The sequence below is a fragment of the Sphaerochaeta associata genome (assembly GCF_022869165.1).
Taxonomy (GTDB): Bacteria; Spirochaetota; Spirochaetia; order Sphaerochaetales; family Sphaerochaetaceae; genus Sphaerochaeta; species Sphaerochaeta associata.
In genome coordinates this window covers 769,612-784,642 of the sequence record NZ_CP094929.1, presented here as the reverse complement: position 1 = coordinate 784,642, position 15,031 = coordinate 769,612, and the positions used below count along the sequence as shown (strand labels likewise).

Here is a 15,031-nt window from a genome sequence, read left to right as displayed (position 1 = left end):
AGAAACAGAGCTTAGATGACGCTGACGGTCTTGAGGAACTTGAACTGGCCGTTCTCAACGACCTTGATGAATGCCATGTCCTTGTCGGCATCGCCGTTCTGGTCGAATGTGATACGTCCGGTTACGCCTTCCACATCAACCTTGGCCAATGCATCGCGAATGGCGGGGCCCTTGGAGGAATTTGCCATCTCGATGGCCTTCAGGGCTGTGATGTAGGCATCGTAGCCGAGGGCGGAGACTGCAGGGATGATGTCCGGCTGCTTGTTCTCGACCAGGTACTTCTTGAAGCCTTCGATGAACTTCGCTGCTTCGGCGGTTGCAGGGTCTGCATCGTCGAAGAACGTGGACAGGACGACGCCTTCAGCGCTCGCGCCTGCGTTCTCTATAATAGAAGAGTTCTCCCAGGTGTCGCCGGCCATGATCTTGGCCGTGATACCCAGCTCGCGTGCCTGCTTGATGATGAGCGGGGCGGTGGCGATGGAGGACGGGGCGAAGATTACGTCAGGGTTTGCTGCCTTGATGTTGGTCAGGATCGACTTGAAGTCGGTGGTGTTGGTCTGGAACTGCTGTTCGCTGACGACGCTGCCGCCCAGTTCCTTGAACGCACGGAGGAAGAAGTTTCCGAGACCGGAGGAGTAGTCGTCACCGAGCTGGGTGATGACTGCTGCCTTCTTCGCACCTTCCTGCCAAGCGAAGTTGGCCATGACGGTGCCCTGGAAGGGGTCGAGGAAGCATACGCGATAGTAATAGTCATTACCAAGGGTTACCTGGGGGTTCGTGCACGATGCGCCGATGGCGGGTACCTTGTTGTCAAGGAAGATGTCGCCGGCTGCGATCGAGACGCCAGAACCATAGGAGCCGAGAATGACTGATGCGCCGCTTGAGATAAGGCTTTGGGCCGCGGTGACGGCTTCAGTCTTGTCAGACTTGTTGTCAGCTTCGACGAGTCTTACGCTGTAGGTCTCACCGTTGATTTTCACAGTGGGGTACACTTTGTTGGCGTAGCGCATGCCCAGGACTTCCTGGTAGCCGCCGCCGCCGTTTTCACCTGTGAGGGGTTCGAATACTCCGATCACAATTTCTTTTGCCCCACTCTTCTGTTCCGCCCCACCAGCGGCAAAGAGCACGGAAGAGGCTAGCAACAGAACCAACAAGCACACAGTTAGTTTCTTCATAACAAGAGCCCTCCATATACATAGATGAATTATTATTGCGTTCTCTGTCGTATCTGTACAAGTAAAAAGTGTATTTATACGTAAAAATTTCTGTAACTTTCCAAGAAGTTTCTTCATTTTTTACGCCAATTGAATAATTTTGCGGTCAAAACAGGCTTTTTCATGAGTCAGAGTGAATAAACATACACCAATAGTGCAAATGCTATTGTTACATCTTCTGCTCTACTTCTAACGTATGTCGTCTGTTTACTAACATGAAATACCTCTAATAGGAATTGTTCTTGCATCGTCTGTTTTGCTAGTTTGCTACTATGTACAGCCTGTTGTCACAAGTAGGTGCATAAGATTATTTTTTTATTTCTATTTATTATATGCATTTATAAAATACTTAAAAAATATTTCAAAATTTTTCTACTTTTTTATTTTTAGTATTGACATAAGTCTCTTTTGTTCCTATTATACAAGTGTGCTCAGGGAAAGAGCAGCTAAAACGAAACTTGCACAGGAGCAGCAAAGGAGCTCCTAAAAGGAAGGAAAAAATGAAAAAGACAATCGCTATCTTGTTGGTCCTGGTAATCGGAATGGTTGGTGTGTGGGCGGCTTCGATATATGATGACCTCGACAATGACACTGAAGAAATCTTGACTCTCACCACTACTATTGATGCAAGATATGGACTCAAAATTGCAAATGAGGGTATTTTTGGTGGATCTCTCGGTCAAAAAATTGCAGCTTTTATTGGATTAAAACCTATAAAAACTGTTCTCTTCTCTGAATCAGATCTGACTGAGACATTGTACATGAACTATTTAAATAACCAGAAAGGATATGTCACTATCTCAACATCAATGACACCAATGGTATCTTCAACTGGTAGCGATAGTATTGGTTATAAAGTAACTATCGACGGAACTGATACGGAAGTTTCTAAAAGTGAGACTGGCAAGCTAATTACATTTTTTTCAGAAGGATCTGCTGCAGTGACTGGGATGAGAGTGGCAAGTAAAGAGTTTATAATTACTATGGATTCTGATGAGTGGATGGCAGCAAGCGCTGGTGCAGACTACGAGACTACATGGACTGTAACTTTAACAAATAATACATAAAAATCAAGGCTGTTTTTAACAAATAGTGACTTCATGCCGTTTGCCCTGCTTCCCATCTCAATTCAGGCGGGCTGAACAGCTTTTCTTGCTTGAGCCTTTCGATTGTCACAAAGCTGTTGCCCTTGATTCCTCTCAACCTTGATTTGACCAGCAGAAGAGCCTCGCTTGGATCCATCCTGCCAACCTGGAACCTGATATTGAAGAGAGCTGCATACCTGTTGATGTACTTGGAGGCAACCCCACCCATCTTGTTGTACCATCGCTCAATCAGGGAATGAAAGCTGTTGACGTTGTTGAGATGATTGACCCTGTCGTAGTCCTTGTAGCTCGAGACCACTTTGCTGCCGCTTTCAAAACCAGCGGTACCAGGTACAAACTCCAAAAGTTCCACTGGAATCGCAAGATAGCGGTTTGAATCAAGGGTTTTGAGAAACAGGGTTCCAGGTACAGTATCCAATAAAACCACAAGGCTGATCAGAAATGGTCAGCCTTTGGCTTGTTTTGAGCCTAAAGGTCAAGCTGCTGCTTGGGTCGCTATTCAGTAAGAAACGCCCCGGAATAATCCGAGGCGAACATCCAATAAACCCACAAGGCTGATCAGAAATGGTCAGCCTTTGGTTTGTTTTGAGCCTAAAGGTCAAGCTGCTGCTTGGGTCGCTATTCAGTAAGAAACGCCCCGGAATAATCCGAGGCGAACATCCAATAAACCCACAAGGCTGATCAGAAATGGTCGGCCTTTGGCTTGCTATGAGCCCAAGGGTATATCTACGGTTTGGGTCGCTGTTCAGATGGGAACGCCCCGGAATAATCCGAGGCGAATATCCAATAAACCCACAAGGCTGATCAGAAATGGTCAGCCTTTGGTTGTCGCTTGTCTATTTCTACATCCTCAAGGGCGAAGCAAGGGAGCATATGAGGGATTGGTGGGACGGAAGCTACGTTTGCTTGATGTATCCCGATGCGGTTCCGTCTGGCAGCAAGATAAGCAAGCTGTATAGAAAGCTTTCAGATCCCGACCTCCAGCTCCGTTTCACAAGGAAGTATATGGAGGCCGTCCTGTCCGGAAGCGGCATACACGGGATACTCATAGACAGCACCGGCATGCCGAATGCAATCTCCATGGACAAGAGGGAGGTCTGGAATCATGACGGGTCATGCGATGAAGGGGCAAGGCTCATCTACGTCTGCGAAAGGAATACAGGGCTTCCCCTTGCTGCAAGGACCATCAGCGGCAACATAATAGACGCATCCACGATAGCAAACACCATCGACGACCTCGAGAGGGTGGGAGTATGCACGGATTTCGCAATCCTTGATGCCGGCTACTATACTGATGCCAACATCAGATTGTTGCATGAGAAGAAGATAGCATTCGTGACCAGGATCAAGAAGAACCGGAAGCTGTACAAAGAGATTTTCAATCGCAACAGGCCGGGGCTGGAGGATGCCGCAAACCTCGTCTCCTTCAATGGGCGTGTTCTCTACATAAAGAAGGTCCCCTGTGTTCTGGCTGAAAGCATCGAAGCCTATTCATACATAGTCCTTGACACGAAGATGCAGGGCCTAGAGTCTGCACAGGCCCTGTCGGGCCCGATAGAGGACAAGGTGAATCGGGAGGAGCTTGAAAGGATTAGGAGCATGTGCGGGACGTTCATGATGGTCTCTTCAGAAGAGCTTGACCCATCCGAGATCCTTCCCCTCTATTATACCAGAGGCCAGATCGAACAGGTTTTTGACATTGCAAAGGGCAGTGCCGAGCTTTTACAGCTCGGCCTTCACAGCGAGGAGACGTTCGACGGCCATGTGTTCGTCTCATTCCTCGCCGTGATCATCTGCCACCTTCTTCAGAGGCTGTTCCTTAATGAGCGGATGACGACCTCCGAGGCTCTTGGAGCATTGAGAAACCACAAGTGCAAGCTGTATGACAATGGCGACATGGTCCCATATGAATCGAAGAAGAAGCAGAACCTGTGCTATGATCTGATCAAGGTCAAGCCGCAAAAGAAGCACTTCGACAAGTGCCCGAGCATATGGTAAGAAAACCGGTTACGAATTCAAGCTTAGTAGACACTTTTCGATGGACAGGAGCTCGATTTGGAGACACTTTTTTCACTGACTGCGACCTTATTGGTTTACAGCTCCATCCAGACGTATTAGCCACCTCACTTCCCTTCCTGCCGATAAGCTCCTTTATGATGTTCCAGCCAACTTCCCATTCTCATTGGGAAAGACAGCTTCTGCATCTCTCTTTGGAAGAGAGATGATGAGAATTGAGAGAAAACCATTTTCATGCCATATTTGCATACAGGAGAAGCATGCATATGGAAGAACAGCAAGGTATCCGTTGGAATCAGCGTCTACCAAATTACAATCGGGCTCTCGACCAATTGGATGCTGCCGTCTCACTGGCAAACCAAAGACTTCTGAGTACATTGGAACAATACGGAGTTGTTCACTGTTTTGAAAACACCCATGAATTGGGTTGGAATGTTCTCCGTGATTATCTTAAAGATCAGGGAACTCAACAACTTTATGGCTCAAAAGACACGGTTCGAGAAGCTTTTGCCGTTGGTCTGATTGAAGACGGGGAAACTTGGATGGAGATGATACGTGATCGCAACCTGAGCAGCCATACCTACAATATTGCAGTGGTTAATGCAATTGTAGGGGGAAAAACTCCTTGACATTCACATAGAAGAGCAGGAAATCGACGAGGACCTGCTCGTCCTGGCAGGGGACAACCTCCTGGATTTCTCCCTCTCCGGTTTTGTCTCCTTCTTTACAGGAAAGCAGTCCACCTGCATCATGCGCCACTATGAACCTTCCTTGACGGCACTGCAGAGAACAGGCGTGGCAACCATTGATTCTTCGGACAAGGTGTTGTTGATGGAGGAGAAACCCAGGGAGCCCAAGAGCAACTGGGCCGTCCCTCCCTTCTATGTCTACAAGAGGGAGGACCTTCCTCTCATACGCAAGGCCATAGAATCAGGGTGCAACACCGACGCTCCCGGCTCCTTCATAGCATGGCTGTGCAGCCATACTTCCGTCTACGCCTATCCCATGCCCGGAAAGCGCTGGGACATAGGAAACCTGCAAAGCTACGAGCAGGTCAAACAGGAGTTCGACGGCTCCCGTCTTCTCAAGCAATAACGTTCATTACCCTGCAACGCCCGGTTTTGGTGACACAAGACCGGGCGTTGTTGTTTGTAATGGATTATGCCACTTTTTTGTACCATCGGCCTTTAGGCTGTAGTATCATGCAGGAATAAGGAATCACTTCACAAACCAGCGGTACCAGGTACAAAGTCCACAAGTTCCACAGGAATCGCAAGATAGCGGTTTGAATCAAGGGTTTTGAGAAACAGGGTTCCAGGTACAGTATCCAATAAAACCACAAGGCTGATCAGAAATGGTCGGCCTTTGGTTTGCTATGCGTACGTTTTAGTAGACACTTTCTGATGGACAGGAGCTCGATTTGGAGACACTTTCTCAGTGACTGCGACCATATTGGTTTACAGCTCCATCCAGACTTATAGTCCACCTCATATCCCTTCCTGTCAATATCGGTCTCTCCTCAGTTCATTCAATCATTACTCCTCCTTTCTTTTCTCCCGGTCCGGTCAAGAGATGATGCACAATTCATTCAGCTGCCTTGAGGCGACAACCCCAAGACCGGTTTGCTCGGCTCCTTCTCGTAATTAATTATGAGAGTAGCCTTCTCACACGAAGGGTTCGTCCCCTCCTTTGCCAAGGTTCTCTTTGCAGTGTCGGTAGAAGGTCGCCAGTGACATCCCCAGCGAGGATGCTGCAGCCTTTGCCCCTTGGGCGTCCTTGAGGGAGAACCATCGGTACCAGGTACAAAGTCCAAAAGGTCCACAAGAATCGCAAGATAGCGGTTTGAATCAAGGGTTTTGAGAAACAGGGTTCCAGGTACACTATCCAATAAAACCACAAGGCTGATCAGAAATGGTCAGCCTTTGGTTTGTTTTGAGCCCAAGGGTCTATCTGCGGTTTGGGTCGCTGTTCAGATGGGAATGCCCCGGAACGATCCGAGGCGAATATCCAATAAACCCACAAGGCTGATCAGAAATGATTGGCCTTTGGTTTGTTTTGAGCCCAAGGGTCTATCTGCGGTTTGGGTCGCTGTTCAGATGGGAACGCCCCGGAATAATCCGAGGCGAACATCCAATAAACCCACAAGGCTGATCAGAAATGATTGGCCTTTGGTTTGTTTTGAGCCCAAGGGTCTATCTGCGGTTTGGGTCGCTGTTCAGATGGGAACGCCCCGGAATAATCCGAGGCGAACATCCAATAAACCCACAAGGCTGATCAGAAATGGTCAGCCTTTGGCTTGTTTTGAGCCTAAAGGTCAAGCTGCTGCTTGGGTCGCTATTCAGTAAGAAACGCCCCGGAATAATCCGAGGCGAACATCCAATAAACCCACAAGGCTGATCAGAAATGGTCAGCCTTTGGTTTGCTATGCGTACGTTTTGGTAGACACTTTTTGATGGACAGGAGTCGATTTGGAGACACTTTTTCACTGACTGCGACCATTTTGGTTAACACTCCATCCAGACGTATTAGCCACCTCACTTCCCTTCCTGCCGATAAGCTCCTTTATGATGTTCCAGCCAACTTCCCATTCTCATTGGGAAAGGCAGCTTCTGCATCTCTCTTTGGAAGAGAGATGATGAGAATTGAGAGAAAACCATTTTCATGCCATACTTGCATACAGGAGAAGCATGCATATAGAAGAACAACAAGATATCCGTTGGATTCAGCGTCTATCAAATTACAATCGGGCTCTCGACCAATTGGATGCTGCCGTCTCACTGGCAAACCAAAGACTTCTGAGTACATTGGAACAATACGGAGTTGTTCACTGTTTTGAAAACACCCATGAATTGGGTTGGAATGTTCTCCGCGATTATCTTAAAGATCAGGGAACTCAACAACTTTATGGTTCAAAAGACACTGTTCGAGAAGCTTTTGCCGTTGGTCTGATTGAAGACGGGGAAACTTGGATGGAGATGATACGTGATCGCAACCTGAGCAGCCATACCTACAATATTGCAGTGGCTAATGCAATTGTAGGGCGTGTCATCAATACGTATATCCACGCATTTAAAAAGCTTAAGAAAACTTGCGAAGGACTGGCTCATGATATCAAAACCTGATGCTGAGAAACTCGGCTTGCGGATGCGACAACCATCGGTACCAGGTACGGATTCCAAAAGTTCCACAGGAATCGCAAGATAGCGGTTTGAATCAAGGGTTTTGAGAAACAGGGTTCCAGGTACACTATCCAATAAAACCAAAGGCTGATCAGAAATGGTCAGCCTTTGGTTTGCTATGCGTACGTTTTGGTAGACACTTTTCGATGGACAGGAGCTCGATTTGGAGACACTTTTTTCACTGACTACGACCTTATTGGTTTACAGCTCCATCCAGACATAGAGTTTTCCTTTACCAATCTAAATTACTTCTAAGCTTATCGACCATGAGTCGCCTTTGAAAAGCATCAGTCTGACCGAGATTGTGCATCTTCCATTTGATGGCAGGAAGGTCTTGGATGTGAGGAACGCTGAAGTAGGACCAATCTGGATGGCCTTTCTTAAAATCGATGAGGAACTGTTTGTCCCGTGCATCAAGTAGGGAATGCACAATCCGAATCAATTCGGCTCTTGTCTCCATCAGATCCGTCAGAGCAATCGGATCGGTCGTCATACCAACAAAGTCGGTCTCATAGGTTTGCTTGATATCAAGTAAGTTTGGATTGAGAATTTCAACAATCCTCCGATTATGCGAGAGTAGATACACGATGAAAGCTTCCTTCATTCTGGCAGAGATTCCCTCTCCCTCGAGTAACCCCTTGATATCATAGAGGTCCCTTGGATGCTGCCTATCCAGCGCAGCCATAATTTTTCCTGCAAACAAATCCTCAAACGATACCACCGGTATTTCAGCAAATCCAAATATCTCCTCAGCAGCCTTAGTTATTCTCATCACAGTAGGCTCAAATACTGTCCCCCGCAATACTGGTGACAATTCTACTTTTACAACTGCCCGCCCCGCTTCGATGAACAATCGGTTAATATAATCAGTGTGGTTCAATGAAGAGTATGTGATTTTGGCACTGGGAATCCGTGCAATTACAGTATCACCTATTCCCTTGAGATTCCGGGTCATCGTATCGAGCGATGGTGCCCGCTCCCCTATCGGCACGTACACCAAATCGATATCAACAGAAAGACGTGGCATATTCCGGTAGAACAAATTGATTGCAGTCCCCCCTTTCAGAGCGAAACATGGATGCTCTCCCACCAAAGGCAGAATACGAACCAATAGTTCAACTTGCCTAAAATAGGGGTTCTTGTTGTCCATCCTGGACCTCCTTGGGTACGGTGATTAAAAACTGAGCATCAAGAGTACCCCCGCTTACTACCTGACGTTTTCCAGTCCCCAGGTTGATCCGGGATATGTCGATATGCTTATACCAAGGGTGACCTATGGTCCTGGCAAGCCAAAGAAACAATCGCTTCGTTTGTATATTGCCACAAGCTTCCAAGAGTGACTGCAAAAGCATAGGCCGCAGGTTGGCAGCTCCTTCCAACATTAATTTTGCCTGCAGGATGTCTTCTCGTGTCTCAAGGGTGCTTGCCAATTCGATAAACGCACGTTCAGCAGATGAATACGGTATCGGCCAATCCCATGTCCCGAATGAAACGTTAATTAGCCCGATTGAACCATCGGGAAACAGATTGCGTTTCATCTTGATGAAGCCAGGACCGATATCCACCTTCCCAACCCATGACGGAAGACTCCGGGTACTGTACAATCTAATACGCTGTGCAACACCAAGCTTCAAGGTATGCTCATACCCGTGATAACTCAAGGCAGTCAAGTGTCCGACATGAACATCATGACCGAGTACAATCAGCGAGTACACGACCTGTTGCCATTTCAACGGCGGCCCTGGTTTTCTGTAGAGACCATGCACCAAAGATTCAATTTTGCCGGAACGGAGGTAATAATCCACGGCAGTAGATTCTATCCCCTGCCGGCCAAACCATGCTCTATCAACGAGCAATCCTTCCTGCATACTTGAATCCAATGCAGCCATACATCCTCCAGTTCGTTATATATAAAATATCCATACATATACTCTGTATTATGTTCAATATATAAACTGAAGTCAAGTTTATCTTTTTTTATTTTTTCATACCATATGTATGTATAATTTTACTATAATAAACAAGCATCGAAACCAGGTATGGATTCCAAAAAACCAAAGGAATCGCAAGATAGCGGTTTAAGTCAAGGGTTTTGAGAAACAGGGTTCCGGGTACAAGTTCCAATAAACCCACAAGGCTGATCAGTAATGGTCAACCTTTGGCTTTTTTTGTCATGCAAGATAATCGCAAAAGCAGGGTTGTTGCAATCTGATGATTCTCGTTGTTATTGAAGAAGTCTCAAAACAAATCGCTATGCGTTCCAGTTCTAATCAATTTCAGGATAAGTGCTTGCTGAACAACTTTGTAAACAAGTAACCAATCCGGCTGAATATGGCATTCTCGCATACCTGTGTAGTTTCTGGAATTGACAAGCGCATGATCTCTGTAGACCTCCGGCAACGGCTGCTCATTGCATAAAAGCGTGATGACCTGCTCCAACTTACTTGGATTACAACCTCGCTTAATCGCCAATTTATAGTCTTTCTTAAACTGACCTGTAAATTCCAGCTTAAGCATCCAAGGCGTCCATCAAACTGGCAACACTTTCAAAAGGGCCATGCATGTCTTTGTCATGTTCAGCCGCATCCATTGCAGCCAACGTAACTTCGTTGGGAGTATGAAGAGCTACTTCAAAAGGAAGGCCCTTGAAACTGATTGCCTGCCTTAAAAAAATATTGATTGCTGTAGACATGTCCATCCCAAGGTCGGAAAAAATCTGCTGTGCTTGCTGTTTTACATCCCGGTTCATCCGTATCGTCATACTGGTGTCAGCTTTTCCTGCCATATTATATTCTCCTCTCATCCTAATCCTCACTTCAAGTATAGTAAATTACATGTCTAATGTAAATGCTTTGTATGTACATTGACTATAACCATCGGTGCCAGGTACGGATTCCAAAAAGTCCACAGGAATCGTAAGATGAGTGTTTTTGTGCCTGAGAGCCAAGCTGCTGTTTGGGTCGTTGTTCGGAATTAAACGCCCCGGAATGAGCCGTGACTTTAGTAGGCAGGTCTAAGCGTCCAAAGTACCATCAGCTATGCTTTGACCAGGTATTGATCAATCATCTCAGGATAGTCCCTGATCAACTGAAGAAGCCTGCGTGAAGGCCCTTCGGGAGTATTTCTGCCGCACTCCCATGCTTCTACCGTCTTCTTTGACACCCCAAGGGAGGATGCGAAAACAACCTGGCTCAAACCAACATTCTGACGGATTCTCTTGATATCCTCACCACTGAATGTCTCCACCGGCTTTACAACAATTCGGATCTTCCTTGCATTGACCTTTCCATCCTGATATTTGACGGCTTCATCAAGCCCCTGCTTTATACTCGAATATACACTCATTTGTGCAGCTCCTGTTTCTTCATACTTCGTTCAAGCATGGCAATCATATTTGCGATTTCATTTCTTTGCACAGCCGACAGAGTATCCTTGTCTGCTTTTGCATATGCCGTAATCAAATAAATTGTCCTATACGGTGTGAAATCCACATACGCTACCCGACCACTCCCGCTCTTACCACGCCCAGGGAAAGCAATCCGCACCTTACGTAACCCTCCGGTGCCTCTTATCACACTGCCTGCCTTAGGATTCTCCAATAACTGCTTCTGAAGTCTTCGAAGATCCTCATCGCCAAGTCCGAGGCGTTTCCATTGTCGATCGAACTCCGGCATCATGACAAATTCAAGAAATAAAACCATAAACCACCTAATATTAACCCTATCAAATAGGGTTTGTCAAGACTCCAACCACAGAAACTGATAGAGGACTGGAGATGCCGATGTACCGGCAAAGTTGGTCGGAGGCCGATAGGCCTTGGTCAACAAGGGAAGCCAATCATTTCAGTGCCTTCATAATTCGGAACCACTTTCTTTACCCTCAGGACCTCACCCGATCCAACATACGCAATAAGGTTGCTTTTATTCGGATATGCTTCACTCGAGATATGCAGGAATGCTTGGAAACCAAGATTATTCAAGTTGCAGGGCAACTTCGGGCAGCAGGTCTACAGAGCATTTCATTCATCCATCTCATGCAAATTGGATATCCAAAAAGGCCCACATCAACCACAGGAGGGATTTCCTTTCTTTCACGAGAGAAAAGTGATACCCTCAAAGCAGATACGTATTTGGGGGTATTGTGCATGGAGACACAGGCTGTTGAGAGGTTGCAGGAAATTCATCGCCTTTGGCTTGAAATCATCAAGGATTCGTATACTGAGTATTGCGCTGCCTTTCGGTCCAATAAGACCATGACATCCTACATTCGCAGCACTGTTTTCGAATTGGCCGATAGATTGTCCTTGCTTGTGCAGCCGGAGTACTACTCTCTCGATTATGCTTTTTACAGCAGAGAAGATCTTGTACCTAAAAATTGCTGCACATGGAATAAAGCCGATACAATTTGGCTGAAGCGGATCAGGGTGGCCTTCGAACATGAAAACAAGCTGGACGGCCAAGCTGGAGGCTACCAGGAATTCTCTCATTTACTGCTCACCAAAGCTGATGCGAAGGTTCTCGTCGGATATGGAGAATCACAAGAATCATACTACCCCTACGCACTTGATTATCAAAAACTGATGACAAATTCAGATACAGATCCCGTATTGTTCATCGGCGAATACGCCCCGATTGCAGGAGTGGATGATCTGAAATTTGAGAGTTACCTGATTTCATCGCTGCAGATACTCAAGTTTGACCCCGGCAAGGCATCCTGGGGTCCTATGACCGAGCAGTAATTAAAGAAGTTCCCTGATCCTGCCTACATGCTTTGCACCGTGGCAAAGGCAAACATGAAAAGCATGCAGAAATATCTCCAAATCCTCCATCGCATATGCCTCTCCCCTGAGTAAGCCAAACCCGTCATACACAGAAACCATCTTTTTGGGTATAGCTACTCTTGTTGCTTCACCTGATATTCAAGAAACTGAATTCTAGCAAACAAGAGGAGGAACCAAGGCAAATTTACCTAGAAGGGAAGGATTTCTACTTAAAAAACCCTAATTCCGAATATAAGGCACCAAAACAGGTTCTCCAAGCATGGTTTTTCTACGCTGTCAACATAATTTCCGTTCTTATTACATACCGGTTGCATAAACATCCAAATTCTGTATAGAATGGCGCCAAGACAAAGAAGTCCAACACGCAAAGCGCGTGCTGGGCTTCTTTTTTTTATCCTTGGAGGGAGAACCTTATGAGTACACCGATTATCAGCCTGAGGGATGTGACCATGCGATTTGGATCATTGCAAGTACTCGATGCAATCAACCTCGACATCCCCTATGGATCGAAAACCGTCATCATCGGCCCCTCGGGGGGCGGCAAGAGCACGTTGCTGCGATGCATCAACCTCTTCGAACGCCCCCAGGAAGGAACCGTCGTGGTGGAGGGCAAGGAGTTGACGGCCAAGAAGGGTCGTGAACTGTGCAAGATCCGCGAAGGAATCGGGATGGTCTTCCAGCAGTTCAATCTCTATCCCCATATGACGGTGCTGGACAACCTGTGCCTGGCTCCCCAGAAGCTGAGAAAAGAGACTCGCTCTGCCGCCGTGCAATCAGCGATGGAACACCTTGTACAAGTAGGATTGCAGGACAAGGCGCATGCCTACCCTGCCCAGCTCTCAGGCGGCCAACAGCAGCGCGTTGCCATAGCACGGGCACTGTGCATGAAACCACCGGTGCTCTTGTTCGACGAGCCCACCAGCGCCCTCGACCCCGAGATGATCAGCGAGGTGCTGGAGATCATGCAAACAATCGCCCACGAGAAGAACATAACCATGGTGGTGGTAACCCATGAAATGGGATTTGCCAGGTCCATCGCCGACAGGGTGCTCTTCCTTGACGGAGGACGCATTGTCGAAGACGGAAGCCCGGATGAAGTGTTCAACACCCCCACGCAGGAACGAACAAAGCAGTTCCTCTCAAAAATCCTGAAAAGCGCCTGAGTCCGGTGTTGCTGGACAAAATAATCTCTTGCAAGTGAGGAATCTCATGAAGAACGTCACATGCTCTGTTGCTGTTCTGTTGCTCATCGTACTGCTCTCCCCCCTGTCCGCCGCAGGGACGAAAGAGGCTGCCGCTTCCGACCCCTTGTCCGCTGTGAAAGCGAAAGGCTATTTGAGTGTCGGCTGCAAAGTCGACGTTCCCTCCTTCGGCTACAAGAACATCAACACCGGGGAAATCGAAGGGTTTGAGATCGACCTGGCAAAAGCCGTTGCAAAGAGGATTTTCGGCGATGAGAATGCAATCAGACTCACACCGGTAACCGCAAAAACACGAGGTCCCCTCTTGGACACCGGTGAGCTGGACATGGTTGCCGCAACCTTCACCGTAACCGAAGAGCGCCGCAAGAGCTGGGACTTTTCCACCATCTACTATGTCGATGCAGTGGCCGTGATGGTTAAGAAATCATCACCCTATGCCGTCTTCTCCGACCTTGCAGGAAAAACCATCGGGGTGGCGCAGAGTGCTACCACCAAGAAGAGCCTGGAAGCCGGGGCCGCAGAAGCGGGAATTACGCTCAAGTTCAGTGAATTTGCCACCTACCCGGAGATCAAGGTAGCCCTGGACAGTGGAAGAGTCGACGCCTTCAGCGTGGACTTCGCCATCCTCAACGGCTACATGGAAGATTCAACCATGCTGCTTGCCGAACGCTTCGCCAAGCAGGATTACGGTATCGCCGTCAAGAAGGGCAATACCGCCCTGCTTGACGCAGTAAATGCCACCATAGCCGACTTGGAGGCCACCGGTGCAATGAGTTCGATGCTTACCGCATGGGGTTTGCGATAACCATCTGTTCTGTTCTTCCTACCCCCTGTAACAAGGGGGTAGGATCTATTTCAAGCCAAAAGGGAGTACTTTGTGTTCAAATTATGGATGTGGGAACGCCTGTTCACTGATTTTTCAATATTCCTTGCCGGCTTCGGGATGACGTTGGTCGTCTCCCTGCTTGCCCTGGTCCTCACCCTACTCATAAGCCTTGCAGGAGGCTTGGTTCGCTGCTCGCATGCAAGAACCGGCAAGAGCATCCTCTGGCTGTACATGAGCCTCTTTCAAAACACTCCCTTGGTTGTACAGATTTTCTTCTTCTACTACGTCCTGCCCCGGATGGGAGTAGTCCTCTCCCCCTTTAGTGTCGGCTGTCTGGGCCTGGCCTTGTACACCGGAGCCTTCGGCATCGCCGTTGTGGAAGCCTCCATACTGGCCATACCCAAGCAGCAATCGGAAGCGGCGATGAGCCAAGGCTTTTCCTATCTGCAAACCATGTTCCATGTGATCATCCCCCAGGCAATGAAAATCGCCCTCCCCTCATTGACCAACCAGGCAGTGAACCTGATCAAGAACTCCTCGGTCCTCGCCATGATCGCAGGAGGTGATTTGATGTACCGAACCGACTCCTGGGCGAGCGAAACCGCAGTGTACGGCCCCACTTTCCTGGTGACAGGATTGCTGTATTTGAGTATCTGCCTCCCCTTGAGCAGGCTGGTAAAGACCCTTGAGTCAAAAGTGAGGTGAGAG

The 15,031-nt window shown here is 47.7% G+C and carries 18 protein-coding genes; 9 read left to right on the top strand and 9 right to left on the bottom strand.

All coding sequences use genetic code 11. From position 1 onward, the window contains the following. Nucleotides 1–11: 11 nt before the first annotated feature. On the bottom strand, nt 12–1,175 hold the full coding sequence (locus tag MUG09_RS03590) for an ABC transporter substrate-binding protein (protein WP_244773646.1): 1,164 nt from the start codon (nt 1,173–1,175) through the stop codon (nt 12–14). Between the two features lie 539 nt (nt 1,176–1,714). On the opposite strand from MUG09_RS03590, the gene MUG09_RS03585 reads away from it, so the two are divergent. Then, nucleotides 1,715–2,281: a hypothetical protein gene (locus tag MUG09_RS03585; protein ID WP_244773644.1), complete on the top strand. Its 567-nt coding sequence runs from the start codon at nt 1,715–1,717 to the stop codon at nt 2,279–2,281. A gap of 31 nt (nt 2,282–2,312) precedes the next feature. Here MUG09_RS03585 and MUG09_RS03580 read toward each other — a convergent pair whose 3' ends face one another. Further along, nucleotides 2,313–2,747, bottom strand: coding sequence for a hypothetical protein (locus tag MUG09_RS03580; protein WP_244773641.1), 435 nt, complete (start codon nt 2,745–2,747; stop codon nt 2,313–2,315). A gap of 383 nt (nt 2,748–3,130) precedes the next feature. Between MUG09_RS03580 and MUG09_RS03575 the strand changes: the two genes are divergently transcribed. Both MUG09_RS03575 and MUG09_RS03570 read left to right on the top strand, forming a co-directional pair. Next, nucleotides 3,131–4,318, top strand: coding sequence for a transposase (locus MUG09_RS03575; RefSeq protein ID WP_244773639.1), 1,188 nt, complete (start codon nt 3,131–3,133; stop codon nt 4,316–4,318). Between the two features lie 284 nt (nt 4,319–4,602). Next, nucleotides 4,603–4,965 carry a nucleotidyltransferase substrate binding protein gene (locus MUG09_RS03570; RefSeq protein ID WP_244773629.1) on the top strand — a complete coding sequence of 121 codons (363 nt, stop codon included), beginning with the start codon at nt 4,603–4,605 and terminating at the stop codon, nt 4,963–4,965. Here the strand turns inward: MUG09_RS03570 and MUG09_RS03565 are convergent. Then, nucleotides 4,934–5,095, bottom strand: coding sequence for a hypothetical protein (locus tag MUG09_RS03565; protein WP_244773627.1), 162 nt, complete (start codon nt 5,093–5,095; stop codon nt 4,934–4,936). The two genes, MUG09_RS03570 and MUG09_RS03565, sit on opposite strands and share 32 nt — an antisense overlap. On the opposite strand from MUG09_RS03565, the gene MUG09_RS03560 reads away from it, so the two are divergent. Together MUG09_RS03560 and MUG09_RS03555 are read left to right on the top strand one after the other, a co-directional pair. Next, on the top strand, nt 5,027–5,431 hold the full coding sequence (locus MUG09_RS03560) for a sugar phosphate nucleotidyltransferase (protein ID WP_244775357.1): 405 nt from the start codon (nt 5,027–5,029) through the stop codon (nt 5,429–5,431). The genes MUG09_RS03565 and MUG09_RS03560 overlap by 69 nt on opposite strands. Before the next feature lie 1,592 nt (nt 5,432–7,023). Further along, on the top strand, nt 7,024–7,458 hold the full coding sequence (locus tag MUG09_RS03555; RefSeq protein WP_244773625.1) for a nucleotidyltransferase substrate binding protein: 435 nt from the start codon (nt 7,024–7,026) through the stop codon (nt 7,456–7,458). 289 nt (nt 7,459–7,747) lie between these two features. Here MUG09_RS03555 and MUG09_RS03550 read toward each other — a convergent pair whose 3' ends face one another. The 6 genes from MUG09_RS03550 to MUG09_RS03525 all read right to left on the bottom strand — a co-directional run bounded on the left by MUG09_RS03550 (nt 7,748) and on the right by MUG09_RS03525 (nt 11,216). Continuing rightward, complete coding sequence (locus MUG09_RS03550) at nt 7,748–8,665, bottom strand: nucleotidyl transferase AbiEii/AbiGii toxin family protein (protein WP_244773624.1); 918 nt, start codon at nt 8,663–8,665, stop codon at nt 7,748–7,750. After that, complete coding sequence (locus tag MUG09_RS03545; protein ID WP_244773622.1) at nt 8,640–9,404, bottom strand: type IV toxin-antitoxin system AbiEi family antitoxin domain-containing protein; 765 nt, start codon at nt 9,402–9,404, stop codon at nt 8,640–8,642. The genes MUG09_RS03550 and MUG09_RS03545 overlap by 26 nt, the downstream gene beginning before the upstream one ends. 349 nt (nt 9,405–9,753) lie before the next feature. Further along, complete coding sequence (locus MUG09_RS03540) at nt 9,754–10,032, bottom strand: type II toxin-antitoxin system YafQ family toxin (protein WP_244773621.1); 279 nt, start codon at nt 10,030–10,032, stop codon at nt 9,754–9,756. Continuing rightward, the gene (locus MUG09_RS03535) at nt 10,025–10,300 is read right to left on the bottom strand and encodes a type II toxin-antitoxin system RelB/DinJ family antitoxin (protein WP_244773620.1); all 276 of its coding nucleotides are present in this window, start codon (nt 10,298–10,300) and stop codon (nt 10,025–10,027) included. Before MUG09_RS03535 ends, MUG09_RS03540 begins: the two co-directional genes overlap by 8 nt. Before the next feature lie 251 nt (nt 10,301–10,551). Beyond that, nucleotides 10,552–10,860, bottom strand: coding sequence for a helix-turn-helix domain-containing protein (locus tag MUG09_RS03530; RefSeq protein ID WP_244773619.1), 309 nt, complete (start codon nt 10,858–10,860; stop codon nt 10,552–10,554). Continuing rightward, a complete protein-coding gene (locus MUG09_RS03525; RefSeq protein WP_244773618.1) occupies nt 10,857–11,216 on the bottom strand; it encodes a type II toxin-antitoxin system RelE/ParE family toxin in 360 nt (119 codons plus the stop codon). Before MUG09_RS03525 ends, MUG09_RS03530 begins: the two co-directional genes overlap by 4 nt. 443 nt (nt 11,217–11,659) lie before the next feature. On the opposite strand from MUG09_RS03525, the gene MUG09_RS03520 reads away from it, so the two are divergent. The 4 genes from MUG09_RS03520 to MUG09_RS03505 all read left to right on the top strand — a co-directional run bounded on the left by MUG09_RS03520 (nt 11,660) and on the right by MUG09_RS03505 (nt 15,028). Continuing rightward, nucleotides 11,660–12,253 carry a hypothetical protein gene (locus tag MUG09_RS03520; RefSeq protein ID WP_244773617.1) on the top strand — a complete coding sequence of 198 codons (594 nt, stop codon included), beginning with the start codon at nt 11,660–11,662 and terminating at the stop codon, nt 12,251–12,253. Between the two features lie 455 nt (nt 12,254–12,708). After that, the gene (locus MUG09_RS03515) at nt 12,709–13,458 is read left to right on the top strand and encodes an amino acid ABC transporter ATP-binding protein (RefSeq protein ID WP_283401299.1); all 750 of its coding nucleotides are present in this window, start codon (nt 12,709–12,711) and stop codon (nt 13,456–13,458) included. Between the two features lie 46 nt (nt 13,459–13,504). Beyond that, entirely contained in the window at nt 13,505–14,302 is a 798-nt protein-coding gene (locus tag MUG09_RS03510) for a transporter substrate-binding domain-containing protein (protein ID WP_244773616.1), read from the top strand. 72 nt (nt 14,303–14,374) lie between these two features. Further along, nucleotides 14,375–15,028, top strand: a complete 654-nt coding sequence (locus MUG09_RS03505; protein ID WP_244773613.1) for an amino acid ABC transporter permease — start codon at nt 14,375–14,377, stop codon at nt 15,026–15,028. The last annotated feature ends 3 nt before the right edge of the window (nt 15,029–15,031 follow it).